This is a genomic window from Oxyplasma meridianum (assembly GCF_038024865.1).
In the GTDB taxonomy this organism is placed as follows: Archaea; Thermoplasmatota; Thermoplasmata; order Thermoplasmatales; family Thermoplasmataceae; genus Oxyplasma; species Oxyplasma meridianum.
Genome location: NZ_CP133772.1, coordinates 949,575 through 976,460, shown reverse-complemented (window position 1 = coordinate 976,460; position 26,886 = coordinate 949,575). Strand labels below are relative to the sequence as shown.

At 38.8% G+C, this 26,886-nt stretch carries 30 protein-coding genes; 23 read left to right on the top strand and 7 right to left on the bottom strand.

Annotation, left to right across the window (positions count from 1 at the left end; translation table 11 throughout):
• The first annotated feature begins 19 nt into the window (after positions 1 to 19).
• The gene (gene fbp, locus OXIME_RS05070; RefSeq protein ID WP_393970770.1) at positions 20 to 1,177 is read left to right on the top strand and encodes a fructose-1,6-bisphosphate aldolase/phosphatase; all 1,158 of its coding nucleotides are present in this window, start codon (positions 20 to 22) and stop codon (positions 1,175 to 1,177) included.
• 7 nt (positions 1,178 to 1,184) lie between these two features.
• Here the strand turns inward: fbp and OXIME_RS05065 are convergent, their stop codons facing one another.
• Positions 1,185 to 3,176, bottom strand: a complete 1,992-nt coding sequence (locus tag OXIME_RS05065; protein ID WP_393970769.1) for a 4Fe-4S binding protein — start codon at positions 3,174 to 3,176, stop codon at positions 1,185 to 1,187.
• Positions 3,177 to 3,301: 125 nt separating this feature from the next.
• Here OXIME_RS05065 and OXIME_RS05060 point away from each other — a divergent pair, with 125 nt between their 5' ends.
• From OXIME_RS05060 to OXIME_RS05025, 8 genes are all read left to right on the top strand, one after another.
• On the top strand, positions 3,302 to 3,679 hold the full coding sequence (locus tag OXIME_RS05060; RefSeq protein ID WP_393970768.1) for a hypothetical protein: 378 nt from the start codon (positions 3,302 to 3,304) through the stop codon (positions 3,677 to 3,679).
• A 151-nt stretch (positions 3,680 to 3,830) separates the two neighbouring features.
• Positions 3,831 to 4,079, top strand: a complete 249-nt coding sequence (locus OXIME_RS05055; protein ID WP_393970767.1) for a hypothetical protein — start codon at positions 3,831 to 3,833, stop codon at positions 4,077 to 4,079.
• The gene (locus OXIME_RS05050) at positions 4,076 to 4,555 is read left to right on the top strand and encodes a hypothetical protein (protein ID WP_393970766.1); all 480 of its coding nucleotides are present in this window, start codon (positions 4,076 to 4,078) and stop codon (positions 4,553 to 4,555) included. The genes OXIME_RS05055 and OXIME_RS05050 overlap by 4 nt, the downstream gene beginning before the upstream one ends.
• The gene (locus OXIME_RS05045; RefSeq protein ID WP_393970765.1) at positions 4,556 to 6,313 is read left to right on the top strand and encodes a cbb3-type cytochrome c oxidase subunit I; all 1,758 of its coding nucleotides are present in this window, start codon (positions 4,556 to 4,558) and stop codon (positions 6,311 to 6,313) included. It begins immediately after the preceding gene.
• Positions 6,314 to 6,315: 2 nt separating this feature from the next.
• On the top strand, positions 6,316 to 7,026 hold the full coding sequence (locus OXIME_RS05040) for a hypothetical protein (protein ID WP_393970764.1): 711 nt from the start codon (positions 6,316 to 6,318) through the stop codon (positions 7,024 to 7,026).
• Between the two features lie 45 nt (positions 7,027 to 7,071).
• Positions 7,072 to 7,935 (top strand): heme o synthase, encoded by an 864-nt coding sequence (cyoE, locus tag OXIME_RS05035; RefSeq protein ID WP_393970763.1) that lies wholly within the window; start codon positions 7,072 to 7,074, stop codon positions 7,933 to 7,935.
• A gap of 8 nt (positions 7,936 to 7,943) precedes the next feature.
• Entirely contained in the window at positions 7,944 to 9,398 is a 1,455-nt protein-coding gene (locus OXIME_RS05030) for a hypothetical protein (protein WP_393970762.1), read from the top strand.
• The gene (locus OXIME_RS05025) at positions 9,376 to 10,002 is read left to right on the top strand and encodes a CPBP family intramembrane glutamic endopeptidase (protein ID WP_393970761.1); all 627 of its coding nucleotides are present in this window, start codon (positions 9,376 to 9,378) and stop codon (positions 10,000 to 10,002) included. The genes OXIME_RS05030 and OXIME_RS05025 overlap by 23 nt, the downstream gene beginning before the upstream one ends.
• A 74-nt stretch (positions 10,003 to 10,076) precedes the next feature.
• Here OXIME_RS05025 and OXIME_RS05020 read toward each other — a convergent pair whose 3' ends face one another.
• Together OXIME_RS05020 and OXIME_RS05015 are read right to left on the bottom strand one after the other, a co-directional pair.
• Positions 10,077 to 10,469, bottom strand: coding sequence for an acyl-CoA thioesterase (locus tag OXIME_RS05020; protein ID WP_393970760.1), 393 nt, complete (start codon positions 10,467 to 10,469; stop codon positions 10,077 to 10,079).
• Positions 10,450 to 11,058, bottom strand: a complete 609-nt coding sequence (locus OXIME_RS05015) for a hypothetical protein (RefSeq protein ID WP_393970759.1) — start codon at positions 11,056 to 11,058, stop codon at positions 10,450 to 10,452. The genes OXIME_RS05020 and OXIME_RS05015 overlap by 20 nt, the downstream gene beginning before the upstream one ends.
• 66 nt (positions 11,059 to 11,124) lie before the next feature.
• Here OXIME_RS05015 and rqcH point away from each other — a divergent pair, with 66 nt between their 5' ends.
• Positions 11,125 to 12,957, top strand: coding sequence for a ribosome rescue protein RqcH (rqcH, locus tag OXIME_RS05010; protein WP_393970758.1), 1,833 nt, complete (start codon positions 11,125 to 11,127; stop codon positions 12,955 to 12,957).
• 4 nt (positions 12,958 to 12,961) lie between these two features.
• Here rqcH and OXIME_RS05005 read toward each other — a convergent pair whose 3' ends face one another.
• A complete protein-coding gene (locus OXIME_RS05005; protein WP_393970757.1) occupies positions 12,962 to 13,879 on the bottom strand; it encodes a bifunctional phosphoglucose/phosphomannose isomerase in 918 nt (305 codons plus the stop codon).
• A 343-nt stretch (positions 13,880 to 14,222) separates the two neighbouring features.
• On the opposite strand from OXIME_RS05005, the gene tuf reads away from it, so the two are divergent.
• From tuf to OXIME_RS04985, 4 genes are all read left to right on the top strand, one after another.
• Complete coding sequence (gene tuf, locus OXIME_RS05000; protein WP_393970756.1) at positions 14,223 to 15,497, top strand: translation elongation factor EF-1 subunit alpha; 1,275 nt, start codon at positions 14,223 to 14,225, stop codon at positions 15,495 to 15,497.
• Positions 15,498 to 15,506: 9 nt separating this feature from the next.
• The gene (rpsJ, locus tag OXIME_RS04995) at positions 15,507 to 15,821 is read left to right on the top strand and encodes a 30S ribosomal protein S10 (RefSeq protein ID WP_393970755.1); all 315 of its coding nucleotides are present in this window, start codon (positions 15,507 to 15,509) and stop codon (positions 15,819 to 15,821) included.
• A gap of 70 nt (positions 15,822 to 15,891) precedes the next feature.
• Positions 15,892 to 18,096 (top strand): elongation factor EF-2, encoded by a 2,205-nt coding sequence (locus OXIME_RS04990; protein ID WP_393970754.1) that lies wholly within the window; start codon positions 15,892 to 15,894, stop codon positions 18,094 to 18,096.
• A gap of 17 nt (positions 18,097 to 18,113) precedes the next feature.
• Positions 18,114 to 19,133, top strand: coding sequence for a pyridoxal-phosphate dependent enzyme (locus OXIME_RS04985; RefSeq protein WP_393970753.1), 1,020 nt, complete (start codon positions 18,114 to 18,116; stop codon positions 19,131 to 19,133).
• A gap of 2 nt (positions 19,134 to 19,135) precedes the next feature.
• Here the strand turns inward: OXIME_RS04985 and OXIME_RS04980 are convergent, their stop codons facing one another.
• From OXIME_RS04980 to OXIME_RS04970, 3 genes are read right to left on the bottom strand one after another with little or no spacing between them, the layout of a single operon-like run.
• Positions 19,136 to 19,585, bottom strand: coding sequence for an OsmC family protein (locus tag OXIME_RS04980; RefSeq protein WP_393970752.1), 450 nt, complete (start codon positions 19,583 to 19,585; stop codon positions 19,136 to 19,138).
• Between the two features lie 15 nt (positions 19,586 to 19,600).
• Positions 19,601 to 20,110, bottom strand: coding sequence for a DUF1641 domain-containing protein (locus tag OXIME_RS04975; RefSeq protein ID WP_393970751.1), 510 nt, complete (start codon positions 20,108 to 20,110; stop codon positions 19,601 to 19,603).
• Positions 20,111 to 20,120: 10 nt separating this feature from the next.
• Positions 20,121 to 21,263, bottom strand: coding sequence for an NAD(P)/FAD-dependent oxidoreductase (locus OXIME_RS04970; protein WP_393970750.1), 1,143 nt, complete (start codon positions 21,261 to 21,263; stop codon positions 20,121 to 20,123).
• Positions 21,264 to 21,563: 300 nt separating this feature from the next.
• Here OXIME_RS04970 and OXIME_RS04965 point away from each other — a divergent pair, with 300 nt between their 5' ends.
• From OXIME_RS04965 to OXIME_RS04925, 9 genes are all read left to right on the top strand, one after another.
• The gene (locus tag OXIME_RS04965) at positions 21,564 to 21,869 is read left to right on the top strand and encodes a hypothetical protein (protein ID WP_393970749.1); all 306 of its coding nucleotides are present in this window, start codon (positions 21,564 to 21,566) and stop codon (positions 21,867 to 21,869) included.
• Positions 21,870 to 21,968: 99 nt separating this feature from the next.
• Positions 21,969 to 22,418: a hypothetical protein gene (locus tag OXIME_RS04960; protein WP_393970748.1), complete on the top strand. Its 450-nt coding sequence runs from the start codon at positions 21,969 to 21,971 to the stop codon at positions 22,416 to 22,418.
• 27 nt (positions 22,419 to 22,445) lie between these two features.
• On the top strand, positions 22,446 to 23,558 hold the full coding sequence (locus OXIME_RS04955; protein WP_393970747.1) for an ATP-binding protein: 1,113 nt from the start codon (positions 22,446 to 22,448) through the stop codon (positions 23,556 to 23,558).
• Between the two features lie 117 nt (positions 23,559 to 23,675).
• Positions 23,676 to 24,284 (top strand): Snf7 family protein, encoded by a 609-nt coding sequence (locus tag OXIME_RS04950; RefSeq protein WP_393970746.1) that lies wholly within the window; start codon positions 23,676 to 23,678, stop codon positions 24,282 to 24,284.
• Positions 24,285 to 24,410: 126 nt separating this feature from the next.
• Positions 24,411 to 25,157, top strand: a complete 747-nt coding sequence (locus tag OXIME_RS04945; protein WP_393970745.1) for a hypothetical protein — start codon at positions 24,411 to 24,413, stop codon at positions 25,155 to 25,157.
• Positions 25,158 to 25,236: 79 nt separating this feature from the next.
• Positions 25,237 to 25,422 carry a hypothetical protein gene (locus tag OXIME_RS04940; protein ID WP_393970744.1) on the top strand — a complete coding sequence of 62 codons (186 nt, stop codon included), beginning with the start codon at positions 25,237 to 25,239 and terminating at the stop codon, positions 25,420 to 25,422.
• Positions 25,423 to 25,707: 285 nt separating this feature from the next.
• Positions 25,708 to 25,926: a hypothetical protein gene (locus OXIME_RS04935; RefSeq protein WP_393970743.1), complete on the top strand. Its 219-nt coding sequence runs from the start codon at positions 25,708 to 25,710 to the stop codon at positions 25,924 to 25,926.
• 137 nt (positions 25,927 to 26,063) lie between these two features.
• Positions 26,064 to 26,186, top strand: coding sequence for a hypothetical protein (locus OXIME_RS04930; protein ID WP_393970742.1), 123 nt, complete (start codon positions 26,064 to 26,066; stop codon positions 26,184 to 26,186).
• Between the two features lie 149 nt (positions 26,187 to 26,335).
• Positions 26,336 to 26,884 (top strand): hypothetical protein, encoded by a 549-nt coding sequence (locus tag OXIME_RS04925; RefSeq protein WP_393970741.1) that lies wholly within the window; start codon positions 26,336 to 26,338, stop codon positions 26,882 to 26,884.
• Positions 26,885 to 26,886: the final 2 nt, after the last annotated feature.

Sequence of the window (26,886 nt, the reverse complement as noted above, 5' to 3'; positions counted from 1 at the left end):
GATTTAACTAATTAAAATCATGAAAACTACAATATCGCATATAAAGGCAGACATTGGAAGCCTCCCAGGTCATTCCAGTGTATACGAACCAGTAGTTCAAGAAGTTGGGAAATTTATAAAAGAACACGGAAACGGAATCCTGACAGATCATTTTATTTCCCACGTAGGAGACGATATACAGATAACTATGATACATAATCGTGGTGTGGATAACTCTGAAATCCATGAACTTGCATGGGACGCATTCATTGCAGGCACAGCAGTGGCGAAAAAAGTGGGACTGTACGGAGCAGGTCAGGATCTACTGAAGGATTCATTCTCAGGTAACATTAAAGGAATGGGTCCGGGTGTGGCCGAGATGGAAATAAACGCAAGAAAATCTGAGCCTTTTATCATATATATGATGGATAAGACCGAACCTGGCGCATTTAACTTCCCCATATTCAAGATGTTTGCCGATCCATATAATACTCCAGGACTTGTTATAGACCCAAATATGCATGACGGGTTCAAATTTGAAATATGGGACATAATTGAAGGTAAGAAAATATACCTCGACACACCTGATCATATGTATGATATCATGGGCATGATAGGCTCAAAGAGTAGGTATGTAATTAAGAGAGTATTCACAAAGAAAAATCATGAAAAACTTCCGGATGAGAACGTATCGGTTATAACTACCGATAAATTATCATTTATCGCAGGTGAATATGTCGGAAAGGATGACCCAGCAGGAATTGTAAGGATACAGTCAGGGTTGCCTGCTTCAGGTGAGTCACTGGAAGCATTTTCCCATCCGTATCTTGTTTCAGGATGGATGCGGGGATCATTCAATGGTCCGCTTATGCCCGTAGGAATGAAGAATGCAAACATGACAAGGTTTGACGGGCCACCAAGAGTTGTAGCACTTGGATTCGTCTTGAAAGATGGAAAACTCACAGGTCCTATGGACATGTTTGATGATCCGGCCTTCGATGGTGCAAGGAAAACAGCAGTTGATGTGGTGGATTATCTCAGAAGAATGGGTCCATTTGAGCCACACAGGCTTCCAGAAGATGAAATGGAATACACTTCTCTGCCAAAAGTACTGGAAAGACTGAAATCTCAGTTCCAGCATATAGATATGGAACCGGCAAAGAAGAAACTTAAAGTTTCTACAAAGGACTTTGATTGATCAAAAGTTAACTTTTGGTCTTTCTTTCTTTTAAAAAATTTCTAATATCATAAAAGAAAATATTATCATAAGGGCATGCCTCCAGGCAGGAACCGGCACCAACACATTTTGTACTTTTGAACTCGCCGGTCTTTATAAACTGACCTGCGAGGTCACCTAACCCAACTTCGCACGCTGATACGCAGTCCTTTGTGGGACATGTAACGCAGGTTTCTGGTTCCTTTACCTTCAGTTTGAACAGTCCAATCTTACTGAAAAAACCGACAAATGTTCCTGTAGTGCACCACCCATATCTCCTGCAGGGGCTCATCCCAACAAACGGTATTGATATGAAAAATATATACCAGAGAAAATTCCAAATAAAAAAGGAAAAGTAAACTGAAACATCAATTCCATAAAGGTCGAATGTTCCAATTTTGGATGTAGTAAAGTAGGATAAGATAGATACTGCAATCATTATTACCCAAAGTGAAGAAATAACCGAAATTACCCATCCCTTGAACCTGCTTCCGATATTCTTTCTGCTGAATCCTGATTCATAGTTGAAGGAGATCATAGACTGACTCAGGCTCCCGCCATACATCACTGCAGAAGGGCAAAGTGTGCTGCAATAACTTCTCCTCCCAAAAAGCAAAGCCAGTATGGCGTAAAGGGCATAACTTCCAAGAAGAGAGGCAACCATATATGGATATAGTGGTGCAAGGGCACCGACATTGGCCCACAGTGGAAGTTTGGAATATGTTGCATTCCCGATGAAATTTGGATATATGGTGGTATAAAGGGCGAAGGCTATGAGGGCAAGTGCAAGGTTTACCCTTTTTTCCTTCCACTGTATGGTTCTCATTCTGAATATGACAAGAGCGCCCATTTCTAATCCCATTATAGTCAAAAAGATGTAGTAGTTTGGAATTGCTCCAAAAATATAGAAAATGTCTACTATTACAGACCTGGTAGTGAAAACTGTCACGCCCCCCAGCATGTTGGAAAATATAACTAAGTTTTGAAAACCAGTTGCAAAAGAAGGGGCATATGCTTGAAATTCTATTGCTGCTGCAAGGAACCACTCCGAGATAAACGACGTAAGAAGAATCAGGAATACAAATTTTGGATTTTTTATCCAGCCTGTACGCTTTTTATCAGGTTCTCCTATGGGAAAGTGAATATGCAGATAAAATACCATACCTGCAACCATTGCTATTCCATACGGGAACCATCCAACGTAAAAGGGGCTGTGGTAAAGCGTTCCAATAAAAATTGAAGCGCTCATCAGGGTGTAAAGGAGGAAAATATTTCTCATCTTTCGCATATCAGTAAGGAATAGCGCTGTTCTGCCTTTTGAGATACGCTCGTAAAATATAACCATGAATGCGATCATGCTGCCTGTTCCAAGTATGATCCCCAGCAGAACAAAATTCTCGTTCCCCAGAAAAGTAGGGCTAAAAACGCTCTGTAACATTATACTCAAAGAGATTAGCCTGTTAAGTGAATTTTCAACAGTTATGGCAATAATCACTGCCATTTCAACAACCATTGGGACAATGAAAAGGTATGAGTTTAAGCTTGAACTAATAACCGAAAGAACATTGGAAAGCAGAGGATAATCAGAGGAAGTTGGGTAATATCCGAAAGCGATAAGCCTCAGAAAAATCCCCATTGAAACCTCATTGAACACTATAAGAAATATCAGTGTGTTAGAAACAGTCCGGTTATAGCCTATGAATTTTTTTGAAAATGAGATCCACAGGAGGTAAATTACAGCGATTGACATTTCAAACATTGATATGTTAAGCGCTATGACGGCATTCAGGAAAGTTACCGGAAATGCCAAATAATAAGTTATTGAATCAAGCATACTTGCCATCATTGATAGTGCTATGACTGCTATGGAAAAGTCACGGTATGTAAACCTTTTCCTTTTTTTAAGGGAGAAAAATATAAGATATGATATGAAGGCTGTCATCAAAATTTCTGTCAGTATAACAGCAATGAAGATTTTCATCCGGCAGTTAATGATATTATCTATTAATACCGTTTCTATAAGGTTTGGTTTATTTCTCAGGAACTATTATTCCTAAATGTGCTACTGAAACGGCAAGTATTTAAGTCATACAGAAATTAAAACCTATGGAATTAAACTATCAGGACATACTAAAGATGAATAACGAAGAAAGAAAAGACACAATTACAAAATTCCTGGTCGATCTGCTTGGAAAAAAAGAGGAAGACCAGATCAGCGAATTCAAAAAAATGATCGGGCATATGGTGAAGGAATACAGTGATGAAGAATACGTTGAATTTTGTGAGTTATTCCTTGAAATTATCTATTCAATGGATGAAAAAAATATAAAATCAATTATGGAAGCCAGACTGGAAGCGCAATTCGAAACCGAAGATTTGTTCCAACGAAAAATAGACAGTACAAACTTACTTGCGGCAATTAAGAAAATCCCCATCGAGGATCATATTATTGAGATTTTAAAAAAATACAAAATAATGCCGTAATGCCTAGGAATTGCTGAAATAATACCTTTTGGACCCTTTAAAAAATATAGGGAAAAAATCTATTTTTTATATTAAAAATGCGCTGTATATAATGCTTAAATACCAAGACAATACTGGAAAACATTAAATAAATTGGTCACAATACCTTGTTATGAAAAATGACCAAAGAGTTGTGGTCAGTTTATTGATAGTTGGTGTTATAGTTGGGGTTGCTTCATATTTCCTGTTATCCTTTCTAATGGCGGGGTTTTTTGCTGGGGATCCTGGTGTACAGGCAGAAAAAATATTGGCACCTTACATGGCTACTGGAATAGCTGTCACCGTTTTTACAATAAGTATGTTGTTCTACCCTGTCTACAAAAAAGGTGATAAGACACATAAGTGGGAGGATTACAGATGAGTCCAAAAGGGAAAACAGAAGTAATGTGGCTGTTGGGTGTTGCAGCAATTCTGATTGTATCAGCAGTTGTGAATATAGCTTTTATTGACTCACACACTTCAAACATAGCACAACCAACTGATCTTCAAACGGTACCTGCAAATTCAACAATTATAAATGTCACTGGTTCACAATGGGTTTGGGAATTCCAGATAGGAAACAAAACCTATTTCAATTCTGGGAATTCACATAGTGGTGCTCTGCCATTGATAGTTAACCATAATTATACTTTTGAGGTAACTTCGAAAGATGTTATTCATGATTTATTAATACCGGAATTTGGGGTTCAGTCATATGCGGTTCCAGGTCACGAGAACCAGGTTTCATTCAAACCTACCAAGTTAGGCTATTATTACTTTGAATGCGTTGAGTACTGCGGATTCGAACACTATGAAATGAGAGGTTATATAGATGTCACAAATGGAGGGGCGAGCTAAATGTCATTTATGCCATTTTCCTATTCAGCCCTTCCAGGAGTTGTCCAGGGCGCAACTCATTATGTACTTGAAGTAATGATAATCTTAACCATCCTAGGGGTCCTTACTTTTTACATTTACTATCTTATATCTTCAAGAAAAGAGGCAGTAGAAGATGCAGCTAAGGAAGAGGGATATTCTGACCCATCCGAATATGTAAGGGATAAGCTTTATGGAAGAAAAAGGAAAGCAGACTTTTCTATTTTCTTGTACGACGATGCAAAAAGCATTGGTTTGAGGTACCTCTTTACAGGTATAGCATTTCTTTTCCTAGCAGGTTCATTTGGTGTAATGATGCGGGTAAGTCTGGTAGACCCAAATCCTGTTGTTATAAGTCCTGTCCTTTATGATATATTCCTCACACAGCATGCAACCCTTATGATATACATGTTTGCAATTGGGGTTTCATTCGGCTTTGCTTACTATCTATTGCCGTCATATCTGAAACTTAAAAAAGACAACATGGGTACACTGTCATCTGTGGCTTACTGGATCTGGTTGCTGGGAGGAGCACTTTTTGTGGTATCCAGATCATCAATGAGGTGGTATATGTACCCCCCACTGGCCCTTCAACTCACGCCTTATGGTGCAGGTATGGCTAATTGGCTTGCAATTATTGCCATGGAGTTTATATTCGTTGGTATAACACTGGCATCTATAGTGGTCCTCAAAATTATATTTCTGGACAGGGCTGATGATATGCCTCTATCCAAGATGCCTATATTTGCATGGTCAATAGTATTTACGCTCATAATGATTGTATCGTCAGATCCACCATTGATGGTTGGACTGGGGATGCTGTTCTATGATTTCTTCAACCCGGTCTTTTTCACTGCATCTTCCAATACAGTACTGAATTTCGCAATCCTCTTTTGGTTCTGGGGTCACCCTATTGTGTATATAGCTGTACTGCCATTCTTTGGACTTATGTATGAGATCATTCAAAAATTCACGGGAGGTAAGGTTTACAGTTATTCTTCTGCAATAATAGGTATGGGTACTCTGCTTATATTCAGTGAACTTGTATGGGGGCATCACCTCTTAAATTCAGGTCTGGGTGTTGATTGGGTTCTATTCTTCACGACAACTTCCTTTGTGGTGGTTATACCGTCTGCCATATCTGTATTCAACTGGATTGCAACGCTATGGACTGCAGGTAAAATAAGGCTTTCAACCCCAATGCTATTTGTAATCAATTCAATATTTGACTTCGTTATAGGCGGAGTAGAAGGTGTAATGCTGGCAAATGACAGTTTCAATGAAATAGCCCATGGCACTTATTTCGTCACTGGTCATTTTCACTTTATATTTGTAGGTATGACTTTGGGAGTGACAATGGCAGCATTCTATATGTTGTATCCGACACTTTCAGGAGGCAGAGTTTATAACGAAAGGCTTGCAAAATGGCACTTTTATATAACTGCTTTTGGGTCTTTCTTGATGTCATTTGCATGGTCCTTAGGAGGTTTCCTAGGGATGCCAAGGGCTGTTGCGGGATATTTCCCATTTTTCCAACCATATCAGGACAGTGCTATCCTTGGTGGTGTGATAATAGGAATCGGTCAGTTGGTCTTTCTTTACAACATTGCTACCAGCTGGTTTAAAAAACCAGTCACAGATACAAACAATGCATTTGAAACTGTGGAGGATATTCCAGCTGCAGTATCCAGTGCAGTCCCTGCGGAATCTGAGAGTCAGGCAGCTAATGGTGGTGAATAAAAATGGAAGGAAATAAAGGCGGAGTAACATTGGCATTGGTAATAATTGTAGTAATTGCTCTAGGAATGACATATATACTTTCTGCTCCAACTATAGAAGGTATAACCCCAACAAATTTCAGCCATAAGTACGTGGCATATGTGAATCTTGGGGCGGATGCAAATGGCTGGGATTTCCCCGTTGGATCATACAACTTTGACAACGGCACAGTCAACCCAACATTCTATTTCAAGGTAGGGACGCTTGTATACTTCAATGTAACTGAAGAGGATGATCTTCCTCACACTCTCACCATTGGTTATGATGGTTCAGCATCTTCAACAATGGGTTCCAGTTTGATAGCAAATCCCGGTTTGATAAAGAAGAATCCAACTTCATATGAAATTACCAGTAAATCATATACAGCCATCACAACATCACAGCTAACACAGGTTCCGGGCCATACTGCATCAGGTAAATTTCCATTTAATACAGCCGGCGTATACACATACTGGTGCACTGTGCATCCCACAACCATGTACGGTCTTATAATTGTAAATGCAACATCGTCTGGTACAAGCATACAATTTCACCAGCTAAACAATTCCCCGGTACCTCAAAATTGTTTTAATTCACTACACTCATTTAATTTCAAATACTCGTCTACAATCCCACTTTCAATCAATTACACTAGAGGTGAAAACTTCGCCGAAGGGTGTTGCTGTTGCATTTGATTCCTCTAATAATTATACCAATCAATTACATTACCGGTGAAAACTTTGAAGATCAATGAATTTTTAAAAATTTCCAAGTTTGAAATAACTTTTTTAGTTGATATGGTTGCGGTTGCCGGCTTTCTTTCTGTTAAATCTAGTTTAAATCATTTTATTCTTTTAATCCCACTCCTCTTAGCCGGTACACTGGCTTCAATGTCTGCGTCTATTTTCAATAACGTCTATGATATGGATATCGACAAGAAGATGAAACGTACCTCCAGCAGGGAATCAATTATCAACAGTAAAAATTTTAAAACTATATCAGAAATCTCAGGGTTTATGCTTCTTGCAGCCCTTATCATAGGCATTGTTTTCATAAATGTTATAAGCACAATATTCATATTCGCGGGATTTGTAAGTTATGTAGCCCTATATACAATGTTACTGAAAAGGAGAACCAGTTGGAATATTGTTATTGGTGGCATTGCAGGAAGCTTTCCAGCACTGGCAGGTAGCACAGCCATTTTTGGAAATATCACTATTACATCAATATTCATAGCGTCTCTGGTATTCATGTGGACACCCACACATTTCTGGACTCTGGCAACAAATAATGTTGATGACTACACTGCTGCAGGGATACCAATGCTCCCATCAAAGATAGGAATAAAGAGAGGGGCATTCTGGATTCTTGTCAATACAGTTGTACTGGTTTCTTTGAGCATACTTCCCTTTTTCTTCCGGGAGATAAAGGTAGGGCTGCCTTATTACGTTCTTGCAATAGTTCTGGATGCTTATCTTCTCTACTCAGTTCTACAACCTTTCACTCACAATTACGCAAAGACATATTTTAAAAAAGCTTTTCATTTTTCCAATATTTACCTTCTTCTTCTGTTAATAGCTCTATTTTTTGTTAACGTTGTGTGAGTACGCCTATGGAGAAGAATAATATAAAATACATTGCTTTTTATTACGTATCTACCTCTCTTTATTTTATTCTGTCAATTAAGTTTAACATACTCCACGTTTCATATCTCGTTACGGACGAATTCATTATAATGGCTTCTCTTTTCTTTATTTTTCCTGGAATTGCGGTGTTCATCAACCATTTTCCTTTATTAAGAAAGTATTTCCTTTTTACCTCTATATTGCTGACCATTTTCCTCATAATGATCACATTCTTCTACACATACCTGCTTGTTTTTCCGGTTTTTTCATTCCTGGCTCTTCTGGAAATTATGAAAAACAGCAAAGAATACCTAAGCCGTGATTATAAGAAGTTGATAGCCTTCTTAGCTATATTCTCTTTGATATACCTGCTTGCAGATCTCATAAGGATGGGGAATGTACCGGCCTATGTAGGTATTACATTCTCTTCAATATATGACGATATATCGCCTATTGGAACACCCTTCTTATTTTATCAGGGAATAGTGATTTATGATCGCCTTTTAGTTGTTTCTATAAGTGGTGCAACATTTTTCCTTTTTACAGTGCTTTCAGCCCTGCTTACAGAAAACTATTTTCTAATTTTTTCATTTGCCGGAAGGGAGAAGCAGAATCTCATCAGCAGCACAGCTTCAGGATTAGTATCAGCTTTGAGCTGTCAGTGTGAAAGCCTAACAATATTTTATCCAACTTTTGTGGCATTCCTACTAACATTCGCAATCATTCCACTAATTGTTGAAAGTATTCTCTTCGCACTCCTGACAAACATTCTTCTAAATTATTATTTCAACCGCGGCAAACAGAATAAAATTCTTGAGAGTATGTGGCCCAAAGCAGGAAATGTGAAAGTTTTGCTGGGGGGCATAATCATACTTCTAGGAATGCCCATAGTTGAAACTATTGGAATAGCCTTGCATCTTGAGAAAGTCCTTTACTTTTATAGCTGGATTAATATGGGAATGTTTATTGAAGGGGTTTTTCTGGTAATTATCTTAAATTTCATCTTCAAACCTAAAATTGAAAAATACTCATTTCTGTTCAAATATGTGGGAATTCCCGCTTCCATAATTTTTATGTTTATTTGGTACGTCCCGTATTTTACAGCATCTGCTTACATAAATCCAGTAACTTTTTCATTAATGAGTATATCTTCAATATTGGCTGGATTACTAACAGGACTCACTTATTATTCTCTAAAGCTTGTAAATAGAAGAATTTTTTACGAATTTGTTGCAATGATGTTCAGTATGTTTTCCATAATCATATTTTATATTTCCATAGTGGCAGGCATTACTATATGGGAGGAATTTGGACTTGAACAGCAGGTTATTTTCAGCATAATAACATGGGCAGTATCTCTGCCTTTTATGTGGTTTGGAACGAATATAACTTTTAGTGATTCAGTTGGGAGAAAGCTTTATGGAAAAACAGAATCTGCATGAAGCTTTTTTATTTGTTACAATGCAGATCATTATTTTCTCTTTTTTTTACTTGAGTCTCTCCGCTTTCGCAGACATTTTCTTCTATCTCTATATGGGTATAGCCCCGGTCATCTTCGTAATTCTTATTTCAAAAATAAGGATACTGAGAGAGAATGCGGTTAAATCGCTTGCCTCTAAAGACATGATTATTTTCTTCTCAGTAATGGTAGTTTGGCTTTTTATTTACCCCATTCTGCATCAGTATCCCCCATATGTTCTGGAAATATCGTATTACCCCGTAATCCTTGAAGAAATAAACTTCAGGTTTATAATCGCAAGGTACATAGGCAAGTTCACGGGGTTAAGAAAGGCAACAATATTTCAGGCTGTTCTGTTTGCCCTATTTTATCTCTCCGTTCCAATTATGGAGCCCTATTCCTACCCAGGAATATATCTGCCTCTATTTATATTTGATACATTTGGTATAGGCCTGGTCTATGGTGCACTTTATTACATCAGGAAAAATATATACCTGAGCGCCTCTCTTCATCTTGCGCTATACGCCATCTCACCAATAATCCCCGCGGGATGGGGCTTTATTCCTTATACTCTCACCGAAGTATAAATATGTCACAATTCCTCGAATCATATGTTTCATTAACTAAATCTTGAGATTAAGGGATTGATTAAAATCCATTTTCAGTCTGCAAGGAGATCTTTTATGAACTGTGGAACTGGCACTTTGCTGCCATCCTTCATCGCCACTGCCACTGCAGTCCCATGGCAATAAACGTCTTTGCCCTGTTCTGATAATATAATGTGGTCAAATGTAAAGCTAGTTCTACCTACTTTTACTATTCTGGTTCTAAGTATAACATCGTCAAACAGGTGCAGTGTCTTTAAGAAATCAATCTCCATGTGAGCAATAACAAAATTAATAGAATCTACTCTGTAATCATCAGAGTTCAACCTGAAAAGTCCAATTCTGCCAATTTCGAAATAGCTCAGGAAAACAGCATTATTAACATGACCCAGACTGTCGATGTCACGATATCTAAGTTGAAGTTTTATCTCATGTACCTTCCTGATCATCTCCAAGAAATGTTTTCAAATGACTAAAAAATTGTGTTTTCCTTGCCAGCATGTCTTCTCTGGAGGTACCGGCCATGTTATGCAGGCTGGACCCGGCAATAAGATCATGATATTTTCTTGACGAAAGGGCAGAAGGCGTTTTAGAATTTCCAGAATAGAGAATAAACGTGGGTATTTCTACTTTTGAAAGCTTGACAGCAATTTCAGGAAAGAAAACAGGATTCAGCAATATTATTTTCGAGATATTGTAATTCTTTAAGTAGATCATTAAAGAGATGACTGCCAGTTCATCAAGTGCAATTAGTGTAATCTCAGGCGATTTATTAAACAAGGTCATTTCACTATAGATTTTGCCCAAAACCATATTTAGATCATCAAACTCCATAGTTCTTATCCTTTGAGTTTCTTCATTAGAGACAGCACAGAAAACTGCGTCATATCCCCATTCTCCAACTTTATCTTTGAACCGTATTCTTTGAAACTGTTCAATATAAATCTCCGGTGTGATCAAAAAAACAACTTTTTCTTTATCTAGATTTCCCATAACCTTAAATCCACAGTCATCTTTTTTTAATTCAGGTTCAGACATATGATATATCACTGTCATGGCATAACAAATTTTTAACGTTTGTTTGCATTCATTGGTCGACTGGACATGATTGATAAATTTTCTTCACTTGACATACATGCTTTCATAAACATAAATATGGACAAAATAAAGGGGTCTTTCATTAAAAAGATATATCAGGTCTCTCCCAAAATATTCCTGTTCAATCTTTATGGACAGGGTGAGGGTAAATTTCCATTTTATGTGGATCTGTCTAGAGTCATAGCATTCTACGATCCAGAAAGGCCGGAAACTCCATCACAGGTTACAATGGTATTGAGGAAATCGCTGTCAGAGAGGAGAATAGTAAATGTGGAACAGTTGAATTTTGACAGGGTCGTAAAACTAACTATGCATACAGGGCAGGAGATTATATTTGAACTTTTCAGAGAAGGTAACCTGATCGTTACCAATTCCGGGAAGATTGAATTTGTACTCAGCCCCAGGGAATGGAGAAATAGAAAATTGAAAGTCGGCGAAATATACATACCGCCTTCACAGAACGATCCTTCCAGTATGTCAGATGAGGAGGTCTGGGGAGTGCTGAACCAGAGCAAAGCTTCCCTGGTGCAGACTCTAGCCACGAGAATGAATCTTGGTGGAGAATACTCGGAGGAACTCATATCAAGAATTGGGATGGAGAAAAGTGCAATGCCTCCGTTTGAAAAAGTTCAGACCGATAAAATCCTTGAGGGCATAAGATCACTTATGCGGGAAAGCACTCTGAATAAATCTTATATTTACTCTGAAAAACGGCTTTTTTCTCCTGTTGAAATGAAAAGCATAGTTTCAGAAGTCCCTATTGTTTTTGAGAACTTCAACAAAGGCCTTTCTCATTATATATTAAATTTCAAGCCTCTGGACAGGGAAAAGAGTCCTCTGGAGAGGAGGATTGAATCACAGCAGAGGAGTATAGAGGAATTCAGGAAGATAATGGAAGATGAGAATAACAAGGGCAAGATAATTATCTCCAATATGCCTCTAATAAACAATCTCCTCAGTAGGATAAGGAGATATGAGAAGGAAAAAGCCCTCAAGTTTCCTTTGAAGATGGAAGGGATGGACATAGATCTTGCAGATCCGGCAAAGAAAATAGTCCAAATAGACCTCGGCGGTGATCGGGTTGAGCTATTTTACAACAAATCTCCTGGTGAGAACTCAAGCTATCATTTTGACAGGTCAAAGGAATACAGATCGAAGATTGAAGGCGCGCTTACAGCTATACAGGAAACACAGAAAATGATGAACGTTAAAAAAGTCGAGAAAAAGAAAGCCAGAAGCAAACAGTGGTTTGAAATCTATCACTGGTTCATAACATCAGATGGATTTCTAGTAATAGGTGGAAAAGACGCAAAATCCAACGAAAAAGTCGTAAAAAAACACATGGGTGATAACGATTATTATGTTCATGCAGACATACACGGGGCACCAAGCACCATTGTAAAAGCCGAAAATGGGGTTAAACCAAGCGAAAAATCTCTCAATGAGGCATGTGCATTTGCACTTAGCTTTTCAAGGGCATGGGCCGCAGGTATGAGGTCAGGTTCTGCATACTGGGTCACTCCACTACAGGTAAGCAAAACCCCCGAATCTGGAGAATTTATATCTACTGGTTCCTGGGTCATCAGGGGAAAAAGGAATTATATATTCGACCTTCCACTTGATCTCGAAGTCTCAACCATAAATTACAAAGGAAATGATATTCCGGAGATTGCCCCGACAGGTGTGATCAGGAAGGAAGAAGGTAAAAATATTGTCAGAATAACACCTGGAGATGTAAAGAGAAACGTCATAGCCAGGGAGATATCAAAGATCCTTGGAATTGGAGTTGAGGAAATAGAATCAATACTTCCCCCTGGTTCATCTCAAATTATAAGTTGAAAGTTTATCTTATGAGGCTTTTTAGGTGCTCAATTGAACTTACGTCTCGTGGGTCCATATTTCTTATCATAGCAGTTTCAAGTGAAATATAATCCCCGAAATGAATAAGGTAAAACATTTTCTCTATGTCATCAATCCCCAGAGGCTCAACTTTATGGAATGTCGTTGATGTGACCTTCTCTGTTGCATCTATTCTTCTGCTTATTTTTCCGGAAGAACCGCCGAATGTAATAAAGAAAAAGGTCTCCTTCAGATAGGTATCCCTGAGAGACATTGTATCGTTGTGATTAAGTTCAGGGAAATAATTGTTTATTGCCATTAATTTTGAATTCTCATTGAACTGTGTCTTCCACCTGTAAGCCACATACCTAAATGGCGAAAACCCATAAATTACAGGTATCTTCTTTTCATTGGCAATTTCTTTTCCAAGTTGGGAAGCTTCTTCATGATGTAGATCAACCCCGTTAATTAAATTTGAAATGCTATTCCTTTTTTCAGCGTCAATATTTAGAAAAGTGTTGAGAAGCGGCATAAGCATGTATCCTATGGCAGATCTCGGCTGCAATCCGGATGGGATCACGATCCTTTCATTACTCAGCTTGGAGAGATCACCACCGCTTGTGATTACGAACACATGTGCCCCCTTTTTCAGAGCCTGCTTAGTGCATGAAATGGCCTCCTCTGTATTACCAGAATAGCTTATTCCTATAAACACAGTATTTTTTCCAACAAAATCAGGTATGTCATAATCGTCAAGACATATTACGGGTTTTAGGTGGTATAGTTCGGAAAACAGCTTCCCAACTATTCCTGATCCACCCATACCGGAAATCACTATATTATCAAAATGTTCCGGAATTTTGAATGAATCACTTATAAGGACTTGGGTCTTCAGTGTCTTTAGTTCCTCAATAAAATCCATTTAAACACCATCATTTAAGTCAAAACGGATGAATTACCACAAGGTAGCCAAAGACAGCTGTAACTACGGCAGAAATGGTAAGCGCAAACAATATTTTTTTATCGGTATCCATGATATTTGATTTCTAAGAAGTATAAATCGTTTATCCACAGACAGTTAATATTTCTGACTAAAACTTCAGAAGAACCGTGAGAAGGTTTTAACAAGGTTTATTATTGCTTTCCGTCGACTACCAAAACATATATACTTTGCAATGTATTTCCCTTCTAAGCAATAAAGAGGATTTAGTTTAAATAAATCTTTGGCATTAACGCGAAGAAAAAAGAATATTAGGTGAAGATAAATGGCACAACAGAAACCACACATGAACTTGGTTACGATAGGGCATGTCGATCATGGAAAGTCAACACTTGTAGGAAGACTTCTCTTTGAGCACGGAGAAATTCCAGCCCATATTATAGAGGAATTCAAAAAGCAGGCAGAAGAGAAAGGGAAAGCAACTTTTGAGTTCGCATGGGTTATGGATAGATTCAAGGAAGAGAGGGAAAGGGGAGTTACAATTGATCTGGCTCACAGAAAATTTGAGACTGACAAATATTACTTCACCCTCATAGACGCACCAGGGCACAGAGACTTCGTAAAGAACATGATTACAGGTACAAGCCAGGCCGATGCAGCAATGCTTGTTGTATCAGCAAGAGATGGCGATGGTGTAATGGCACAGACAAGAGAACATGCTTTTCTGTCAAGGACACTTGGTGTTCAGCAGCTGATCGTACTCATAAACAAAATGGACGCAACTCAGCCCCCATTCAGCCAGGAAAGATATGAAGCAGTTAAGAAAGATGTTGAAAAACTTCTTGCCTCAATAGGGTACAAGAACGTTCCCATTATACCGATTAGCGGTTACAAAGGAGACAATATTCTCAAGAAATCAGAGAATCTTAAGTGGTTCAATGGACCAACACTAATACAGGCACTTGATGAACTGAAAACTCCAGAAAAACCAACCAGCAAACCGCTCAGAATACCTGTACAGGACGTTTACTCCATTACTGGTATTGGAACAGTTCCAGTTGGAAGAGTAGAAACTGGTGTCGTAAAAGTTGGTGACAAGGTAATATTCCTTCCAGCTGACAAGCAAGGTGAAGTAAAGACAATTGAAATGCATCACGAAAATATGCCAACCGCTGAACCAGGAGACAACATTGGTTTCAACGTAAGGGGAATTGCAAAGAATGACATAAAAAGAGGGGATGTATGTGGCCCAGTAACCTCACCGCCAACAGTTGCCAAGTCATTTACTGCACAGATAGTTGTTCTGAATCACCCCAGCGTAATAGCTCCAGGTTACAAGCCGGTATTCCATGTGCATACAACACAGATTGCGTGCAGATTTGATGAGATAGTAAAGACACTCAATCCAAAGGATGGAACAACACTTAAGGAAAAACCTGACTTTATAAAGACAGGAGATATCGCAATAGTTAAGATCGTCCCTGATCGTCCTTTTGTGATTGAGAAGGTGTCTGAATTTTCTCAACTTGGAAGATTCGCAATAAGGGATATGGGACAAACCGTTGCCGCCGGTCAATGTATTGATATAGAAACAAAATAAGGTGAAGACATGGCATCATACAGGGCAAGGATCTCATTGAGCGGCACTGAACACAAAATAGTCGACGTAGTATGCGACGAAATAAAGGGGATAGCTAAGAGAACAGGCGTAGAGGTCCACGGTCCTGTACCTCTCCCTACCAAGAGGCTAGTAGTACCAGTAAGGAAGAGTCCTGATGGAGAGGGATCACCAACATGGGACAGATGGGAAATGAGGGTTCACAAACGACTCATAGATGTGGACGCAGATGAGCGAACACTAAGGCAGTTAATGAGAATCCCAATACCAGATGGAGTTCAGATAGAGATCCAGATAAAGAGTTAACAAATTTTTTAAAATCATTGTTAAATAATTGTTTTTAATACCTAAACTATTAAAATTTAAAGGTGAATTTATGGGGCGAAAGGAAGATAATATCGAAAAAGCAACAAAACTTATTGAAAAACCTGAAAAAATAAGGAATATGGGAATAGCGGCTCATATTGATCATGGTAAAACAACATTAAGTGATAATCTCATAGCCGGAGCTGGAATGATGAGTGAAGAACTGGCCGGCAAACAGCTGATGCTGGACTTTGACGAACAGGAGCAGGCTAGGGGAATAACGATTAACGCAGCAACTGCTTCAATGGTTCACGGTTTCGGGGACAATGAATATCTTATCAACCTGATCGATACTCCAGGGCATGTGGACTTTGGCGGAGACGTAACAAGGGCAATGAGAGCTGTGGACGGAGCCATTATCGTTGTTGATGCGGTCGAAGGTGTAATGCCTCAGACTGAGACTGTAATACGGCAAGCCCTAAGAGAAAGGGTGAAGCCCGTACTGTTCATAAACAAAGTTGACAGGTTAATAAATGAACTTAAACTCAACGGAGATGAAATGCAGAAGAGATTTCTGAAAATTATCACTGATGTTAACAGGCTTCTTGGAAAATATTCTCCACCGGAATTCAGGGATTCATGGCAGGTAAATGTTCAGGATGGAAGAGTGGCTTTTGGATCGGCATATCATAACTGGGCTATATCAGTACCAGCAATGGCTACATACAAAATAACATTCAAGGATATCGTGGACATGGTCAGGGAGGGAAAGCAGAAAGAACTGGCCAAGAAAGCACAGCTTCATAAAATTATACTGGATATGGTTATAAAACACCTTCCGAATCCAAAGGAGGCCCAGAAATACAGAATACCTCAGATATGGAAGGGAGATATAGAATCTCCAATTGGAAAAGCAATGGCGAACTGTTCATACGACGGACCTGTAAGTATGATGATCACCAAGATCATCGTTGATCCTCATGCCGGTGAAATTGCAGTTGGTAGAGTTTTCAGTGGAGTTTTGAGGAAAGGAAGCGAACTGTATGTTTCTCTTGCAGGAAACACAAAATACAAGGTGCAGCTGCTTTCCATGATGGTTGGACCTGATAGAATATCGGTTGACGAGATGGCTGCAGGAAATATTGCTGCGGTGGTAGGCCTAAAAGCCGCCATAGCCGGTTCCACTGTGTCATCAATTCCAGATATGGATCCGTTTGAACCCATGCAGCATTATACAGATCCAGTTGTGACACTTGCAATTGAAGCAAAACATACATCGGATCTTCCAAAACTTATAGATGTTTTGAGAAGTGTTTCAAAGGCAGATCCATCCATACAGATAGATATTAATCAGGAAACCGGAGAACATCTAATTTCTGGTATGGGAGAACTTCACCTTGAAGTTACACTCTACAGAATCAAGAATGACTACAAAGTTGAAGTCCAAACTTCAGAACCTCTGGTGGTTTACAGGGAGACTGTGGACAGAAAAGGCGGGCCTTTTGAAGGAAAATCACCAAACAAGCATAACAGGTTCTATTTCGAGGTTGAACCTCTTGATGACAGCGTACTTCAGCTCATAAAGGATGGAAAGATACCACAGGGTTCAAAATTCAAGGACAAAAAGGCATTACTGGAACTACTGGCAACAACATCACTTACGAGGGAAGAGGCGAGAGGCCTTGAGGCTGTTGATGGAAATAACATTATGGTTGATGTTACCAAGGGTATTCAGTATCTGGATGAAACAATGGAGCTGCTCATTGAGGCATTTGGAGAAGTTATGCGCCGTGGACCTCTGGCAAACGAAAGAGTAAGCGGTCTAAAGGTAAGACTTGTTGACGCTAAACTGCATGAGGACAGTATTCACAGAGGGCCGGCTCAGGTTATACCTGCTGGAAGAAACTCAATATACGGTGCAATGTGTCAGGGAAGGAGAATACTCATGGAACCAATTCAAAAAGTTTACATTAATGCTCCTCAGGAGGTCCTGGGTTCAGTCACAAACGAAATCCAGCAGAGAAGAGGAGTGGTTGAGGAAATGAACCAGGAAGGGGAGGACATAGTTGTCATAGCAAATGTTCCTGTTGCCGGTATGTTCGGATTTGCATCAGCAATAAGGGGAGCAACTGGCGGTAAGGTTCTGTGGAGTTCTGAAAACAGTGGATACCAGAAAGTACCAACTGAAATGCAGAGGGATATCGTGGCAAAGATACGGGAAAGAAAGGGTCTCAAGCCAGAACCATACGATGAGGCCTATTACGCTGGCCTCTGATTCCAATTTTTTTTAATATGAAAGGAATCTGTTATAATTGTGGGAGTAGCAGGAAGGGCATAGAAAACATTTGCTCAAACTGTGGATCCTTTTTTACACTGAAACCGGATTTTAAGTTCAGAACTTCCATAAAGGAAAACTATCCCTATATATCAGATTTTATAAGCCTTGGGGAAGTTGAGACTCCAATTTTAAACCTTGATGGATTTTCTCTTAAGTTGGACTATTTCTCACCCACCTTCTCTTATAAAGATAGGGGATCCAGATCTCTCGTATCCTATTTGAAAGACGTTCTTCCGGTGAGGGGCATCACGAAAATAAACGAGGATTCATCAGGAAATGCCGGTTCTTCAATGGCTGCCTATGGCAGAAAAGCTGGTTTTGACGTTAACATCTTTGTCCCCAGTAAAACAATGCAATCCAAGGTTAATCAGATCAAAAGCTACGGAGCCAATATAATAATGGTCAAAGGAACTCGAGAGGATGTGCAGAAATCGGCAGAAAATGCTCATGGTTTTTATGCAAGCCATGTCCTCAACCCAGAATTCAGGGACGGAATAAGGACACTCGCCTATGAGATATTTATGCAGTCGGAACATATGCCGGAAAGAATATTTGTTCCGGTATCTGCCGGAACTCTTCTGCTTGGGCTAGTTTCAGGATTGGAACATCTGGTGGAATCATGTGAGATTAAAGAGGTTCCAGAGATCGTTGCAGTCCAGACTGAACTGGTATCACCTCTATATTCTGAGGTTCAAAAGATACCATTTGTTGATCAGCCAGACAAAGTCTCAATAGCAGATGCTCTGGTTTCAAAAAGGCCACTTCTTTTAAAGCCAATGGCGGAAGCTATTGAAAAATACGGGAAGTGCGTAACTGTCAGTGATCCTGAAATAATTAAGGCAAGAGATGATATGGCATTATCAGGAGTCTACGCTGAATATAGTTCGGCAACTGTTTTTGCAGCCTTCAGAAATTTAAAAAGAAATAAGAAGAGCCTTCTGGTTATAACGGGTAACGGTCTAAAAACTCCATAAGGTTATTCATCAACCAGTTCAGGCTTTACACGGTCCTCTATCTTTTCTCCGTTTACTATGAGTGTATACCTGAGGTCTGCACCACCGCGGTTAACAATTATTGAAACACTGCAGTATTTGGTAAGAGAGAGATTTATGGCCTTTTTAACTTTTAATGGGTCCACTTTTCCATTTATATCATAAGTTATGTTAACAAATTTTAATATTTTTGGATGTTCATCATTCCTCTCGCCATAAACAGTTACATTATAGCTGTCGGGATTAATTCTCATCTTTTTAAGGATGGAAACCACATCATCACTGGAGCAGGTGCCCATTGCAAGAAGCAGCATCTCTGTGGGGCTATAGTGTTTTTCCTGCCCTGATATTGAATTTTTGAAGTAGATAGAATCTTTATCCAGTGTTGTTGTCTGAAAGCCCTGGGTGGCATCAAGTTTAAAAGACACTTCCATTCTTAATACGCCCCCTCAATCTTTCTCTTGATCCTGAACTGTTCGCAGTGCTTTACCAAGTGCCTTTAATGCATTCATAACAGCAGTAAGTCCAGATGAAATTTCAGGGTCTTTCATTAATGCCAATAGTTTGAAAATAGAGAAACTTTCAGGGTTCTTTGCCCCCGTCACCATTGCGTCCATTATACTGTCTGTGTTAAACATAACTGCCTTTACCGCATCTCCTGATTTATCACTGGAAAGTGCATGGATAAGGCTGGAGAAAACATTCACAGATTTTATGAGGCCAATGGTAAATTCCTTGGAGGTGAAAAGGTTCATTATATACTCTATGTCAGCAGGCATATAATCAGATGTCATATTTTCTACAATATCTATAAAACCTGCATCAGAAGCTCTCTTCATTAAATCTACCACTTTAAGAAGTGAATCCTTGTTTTCCATCAGTCCTTCTATTAAAGGCTCGATATCATCTTCATCCTCGTGATTTTCCTTGGTTTCAACAGTCTTTATCTTATCTACCATATTATTCACCTCACAAAACTCCTCTGACAAGGCTTGAAAAGTATGTATCAGAAGATGTATACTTCAGTAGGAAATCGGATTTATTGGGAATGGTTGTATTGGGTATTTTCTCATAGGAAGAGTGCACGGTAAATGCCTTATCTATTCCAGCCAGAGTGGTTAAAGATAATTTTCCATCATATTCAAAATCGTACAGGCCCCCTACAACCTCATGGGCAATCCTTGATGCCAGGTATGTTGCCTGATAATGGGCTCCTGATCCTGTTTTAACAACTGGAAGATTGGCAGTGTCCCCTATGGCAAATATATCATCGAATTTCCCATAGTTGAGTCTCCTCTTATCCACATCCATATACCCGAAGTCTCCGGCCATTCCAGATTCCTCAATGAATTTCTGTCCACGATGTGGAGGTGGCATTACAAGCAGCGAATATTTCTTGGAATCTCCATTTTCAGACACTATCTCCTTGTTTTTAGAGTTAATCGACTTTGGTGCAAAACCAGTAGCGTATTCTATATTACATTTCTCAAACGCCTCTTCTGCAAAGCTGGAAATTGCAGATACCTCAGATACATTCTCTTCCGGCGTTGTATATGTAATGGACACTTTATCCCTTATACCTCTCTGCTCCAGGTGCCCATTCAAAAGCAATGCAAATTCCACCAGCGAAGGTGAATACTGCAAGGGGCCTTTAGGTTGTGCAATAAGAACGTTTCCTGATGATGTTGTGTCAAGCGCCATTTTTAGCTCCATGGATTTATTCAGATCAAAGAAATGTTTTGCCTCTCCTTCATAACCTGGCATCTCCTCAGGTGCCAATCTGTTGCCTGTGGCAACTATGAGATAATCATAGACGAAGGTCTTTCCAGATTTGAGATGTACCACCCGGTCTTCATAATTTATTTTTTCTGCTTCATCTCTGAGATAATCCACACCACCATTAAGGAGAAACTTGGAATTTTTAAGACTTCCTCTATAATTCTTCAGGCCGAATGAGACAAAGAGCCCATCCGCCTTGTAAAAATGCCTCTGCGAATTTCCTATTATTGTTATTTCGATCTCGCCGGGAACAGTAACTTTTCTGAGTTTGTTCGCAAAAGTTATGCCCGCACTTCCATCTCCGAGTATTACAACCCTTTTTGCCAATACCATCTGATCACCTTGAAATCTATATACTACATGCGCAAGCGCATTCATTGACCCCTAATTTTTATTATGCGCTCACGGTTTTTATTGTGTGGTAATCTTTTGAGTCTTTATAGTTTTTTTCCACGATTTATATTCGCGACATTGCTAAATACCTTTTTGAGTGAGTGTTGAAATCATCTATAAACATATTGGAGGCACAACAAAAGTCACAGGCAGTTTTAGAATACAAAAAAATAGCAGGTACAGATACAACTGTCTGCCATATAACAATATTTTTATACTTCATCATAATGATTATTAATAATGGATGTAAACGGTATTATTGTCATAATCCTTGCATTTGTGGATGGGTTATTCTTCGGGCTCGCAATTAAAAAAGGAGTGGTATCTTTTGTTTTGCTTTTCGTTGCTTTCTTCCTTGCTGCCTATGTGGGATTTTCATTCATTCCAAAGATATCTTTCTCGGGTATAATTTCAAAGATTATATCTTACCTGGTCAGTCATATATCAATAATAACAAATTCATTGGCCATAGGTACAGCCGGATCCTTTTCCCTGCTTATAGTATTATTCATAGTCGGTTTGGCAGTGGGTTTGTGGAAAGGATAAACAGCTTTTGACATTCAGGTTAGAAGAAATCTTACTTTTTGACATTCAACTCTCTATGATTGGTTTTTAAAAAATAGAGGGGAATAATAAGATTTATGAGTGATCCTTGATTACGTTATTCAACCTAGCATGACCTTAATCATAGACGGAGTGATCCATCATCTGGATTCCGATTTAAGCCATAAACTGGCTTCCAAGACATATCTATCAATCCCCAAGAAAGTAATAGGCTTCACATACAATGCAGTATCCGGGTCAATAGCAAGCGGGCGTTTAACTGATATATCGCCATGTCTGGAGAGAGACAGAGCCACTGAAATCGCTGTTCCTAAACTTGAAAGTCTTATTGGCATGAAGATTGATACTATTTACTTTCCAGGTAAGGAAGACTTTGATTTTCTTTTTATATCAGCAAAAAACTGGGAAATATTGAAGGAATATGCTCTTTTTCCTGAAGAATACAGTGTGAGGCTTGAACTAAACACACTGGTGGTTAAGCATAAGAAATACAAACTATATTCTAAGGGTACTGTTGTATATAAGACATAACGGTTAAAATCAGATTGAGGTAAAAAAATGGAAAAATATGATACAGACCGGGAACTGGAACAGGTTAAAAAAATATTGGAGATTGCAATCAAATACGAAGCCATGGGTGAAAAGGACAAATCGCAGATATATTATCTCAAGGCGTACAACGCAATGCTGAAAGTCATTGAGAAGTCAGAAGGTGAAACAAGGCAGAAACGTATTAAGCAGAGCGAAGCAATAATGAAAGCCTACCGGAACGTAAAGGGTAATGCTGAACCGGTAATGGAAAACAAGAACCAGAATGCAGGAGAGAAAATCCTGGAGGAGATAGGGCTTGAACGACCAATGATACCAAATATTACATTCAACGATGTTGCCGGCCTAGAAGATGTAAAGAATGAGATAATGGCCAAGATCATATATCCCATGAGAAACAAGGAACTTTCGGAAGAATATAACGTACAGTTCGGAGGCGGCATGCTCCTTTATGGTCCACCAGGCACTGGAAAAACTCACATTGTTAAAGCCATTGCAAATGAAGTCAAGGCCATGTTCATAAATGTGAATCCTTCATCCCTATACAGCGAATGGTTTGGTAAATTTGAGAAGAATATAAGTGCACTTTTCAAGGCGGCTTACGAGCTTTCGCCTTCGATAATATTCTTTGATGAAATAGATACTCTAGTCCCAAAGAGGGAAGGGACAAAGACCGATGTGGTAAGAAGAGGCGTTTCTCAGCTCCTGACAGAAGTGGGTGGCATAAATGCACAGAAAGGAAAGAATATATTCATCATTGCAGCCACAAACAACCCATGGGAGATAGATGACGCAATTTTGAGGCCGGGAAGATTTGATGTAAAGATTTACGTTCCACCGCCTGATGAAAACGGGAGGAAGAAGATATTCCAGTTGAACCTTTCCAAGGTGAAACAGATTGGAGATATCGACTATGACCAGCTTTCAAGGATCAGCAAAGGATACAGCGGTGCTGATATTGAATTCGTCTGCAAGAAGGCAACCCAGAATGTTTTTATGGATGCTGTTAAAAGCGGAAATAAGCGGCAGGTCAACACGGATGATATTATTGCAGTGCTTATGCAGGTAAAGCCTTCTATTGATCCAAAAATAATTACGAGATATCAAGAATACAAATCATAACTGCAGTGAAAGGTTTAGATTATTCTTTTTTCTAAAGTCTGTTCTTGACTATTTATACCTCTTAACCTCACAAAAGAAAACATTTAAAAGTCAGATTTGTATGTTAATTTAGTTCTTATGGTCTCAATAAAATTTGGAAAGAGTGAAGAGGAAAAACTTATAGAAAGAAGGTCAAGAATCAGCAAGTGGAAATCTGATATCGACAGAGCTATAAGGCAGTATGAGAGAAACAGGGATTCAAATATACAGAACGCCAAAATTGCCATCAAGGATAATAATTTACCAAAGGCCAAGTTATTTGGAAACAATATAATGTCTCTTGAAAGTGCCATTAAAGGCCTTAAGGATTATAAACTGTTCCTGGAAAATATAGATCTTAACCTCCAGTTTTCAAAAACAACAAAGGATATATGGGCATCGCTTAAACAGGGTTCCGAAGACCTTGTTAAAAGCCAGCTCTCAGAAAAACAGATGGCCCAAATGCAGACCAGCATAGATAGAATTGTAACTGCATCTGACCAGATACAGGAGAGACTTAGCGGACAGCTTGACCAGATCTCTACTGCCGTCTATCAGAGAGGGGAAATAAATCCTGAAAGCGTGGATTCTATACTTGAAAAACTGTCAGGTGAATCAGGGGGACAGAAAACAGAAAAGGAGAAGGAAGCAAAAAGCCCAGAGGATCAGAAAATTGATGATATCCTAAAGGGCCTTATGAAAGAATAAGTATATTTCAATACCAAATTATTTTATAAAGTCAAGTTAACGATTCAGTTTATTTTGTATATGAAGTCGGGATAAACAAACAATAATAGGAGTTTTTAAATAAATAGACTCGTTAAGTATTACCATATGAAAACCGATGATGGAAGAAACATTTCTAAAAATGACTATTTTCAGGAACTTAAGACAGAGATAGATAAATTAAGGAGTGCAAACCTGTCCTACGACAATCAGGTAAGGATGCTCAAGGCAGAAAATGATACACTTAAGAAAAAGAATATTGAGAAGACAAATGAGATGGGCATCCTCAAAGAAAAACTAGAATCTTTTGAGTCCACTAGAGATGTTGAAAGGAGCGAAAACAAAACACTTCTTGAAAAACTCAAGTCAGTGGTCCAAAAGAATCAAGAACTTGAAAAGCAGCTTGAATCCTTGAGTGAAGTTGTTTCGCAGCTTGAAAACATGAAACAGGAAAATGCAGATCTTCTGGAAAAAATTGAAAAACAGGAGATTGAATTGAAACAATTCACTGAACGGAACTCTGAACTGGAGATTGAAGCATCTCGTTCTATGGAAATAGAGGAAGCCAATACTCTTCTGAAAAACCAGATCAAGGATATGGAAGAAAGAGTTCAATTTCTTCAAAAGAAGGAGGAAGAACTTGAACTTTGCAATCTCTCCGTTAAAAAGAAGGATTTTGAGTTAGGTCTCTTGAAAGGGCAGGTTGATGATGCTAAACTTGCCCTGAATATGTGTAAGGAAACACTGGATTTCTTTAAGGGTATACCAATGGTGATAGACAGTACTGATAGGAAACTTGTAAATGTTTCAGATACTCGAAAACCAAAAAAAAAGTTAGAGGGCTTGAATTGTTAAAGGATATTATTGTTAAGTAATACCATAATACCCTATTATTGTCTGTGGAGAAACTCTACACCATGAGAGATGCATGATATTGCAGATCCATCTTACAACACTGAGAACATGGGACAGAGAAGGAAAGATCAGGTGTGTTAGAATGCAGAACAATTTTCTCAGGATACCCGAAAGTGAGATCAACAGAATACTTGGCATTAAGAAGGGTAGGATCAGCTGCATATATGCAAGAGTTTCATCCAATGGGCAGAAGGAAGACCTTTAAAGGCAAATAGAAAAGCTGGCACAATCATCACCCGGGTGAGAAATCACTGAAATTGTGGAGATTGACAACCAGGAGATATTATCAGCCAATGAGATCCTCACGAAACATCTCATATCCATAATCAAATCCCTCTTCGCAAGTCTATACGGCCTAGGATGGCATAAGATGAAGATCATACTTGAGGCAGTAAATTCTTAACATGACTATGCAAAGGATCACGTCAATCCTGTATGCAGATCATCCGTTGCAAGGATACAGAAAGACTTCTTTCACAGGAGAGAGAAATTGCAGAAACAGCTGAGAAATCCTGAGAAGAGATACAGAAAACTCAAAAAGGCAAAAAAAAGGGAGAGAAACAGTATGGAGGATGCAATGCACATGGCATGGGAAAAACTGGTTAGCAATAACCTCCATATATATTTTGTATTTAAGGATCTGAAAATAATAAAAAAGGCAATAATAGAGGAAAGAAATTCTGGAATACATGAACAGAGGTCCATATAGTGGATTTTAGAAAATAATTGAATACAAGTGGGAAAGAAAAACAATATAATTGAAAAAGAGAGGAACTCCATCCCAATTTCATGCATGCAGTGGCAAATTAAGGCACCCTGCCTGAAAGATATTTAGATGCGATAACAGTGATCTGGACTGCGACAGGAACAGTTATGCACCTGGCATGCCTGAAGCAGGTTGGACTGAGACTGCTTATGCTGGGAATGAAACTGGTGCATAACAATTCGCAAGGTTTTAAGAACGGATGAAACAAGTCTTGTAGAATCAAAGAAAATTTTAAAAGGCGGCTTATAAAATCAAGAGAATTGGCAATATGTATTATTAGTCCATATATCTTTAAATCCTTTTTTAATACTATCAATTGTAAAGATAAAATTAAAGGATTGGTTGTCTCTGGATGAGAATCTTCATACGTCTGCTGGTGGCTGTTTTTCTGTTTGCAGTCATAGTCTCACTTCCATTAGCCAGTGCTGACGTTATGATACAGTCTTCAGTAAATTTAAAAACCACAGTCGACCATAAATATGTTGAGATATGCCAGTTATCACAAAACAACTGCAATAACTTGGAGAACTACACGCCAAACAACAATGCATCTCTAGGATACACTGGAACATTGACAATAAGCCAAAATTACTGGCAGGAATATTGCTGCTATGGTGAAGATTACAACTATTTTCTGGGTATCTGCAATCCATTCAACCTATCCGGAAATTTCACAATGTACTTTACTTCAACGTGCAACATGGAGATCACCCTGACCCACCAGATCAAACAATGCAATCAATCCAGAACATATACAATAACAAATGGAACGCAGATATCACTGAAACTTTATCCCTCAGATGAAGTTTCCTATTATATTAGTGTAAATTATGAGGGTCAAATACCATGCAATCAGTCCTGGATCTCAGCTGAAATCTTCCTGGGTTTTGTTCCATCTTAAAA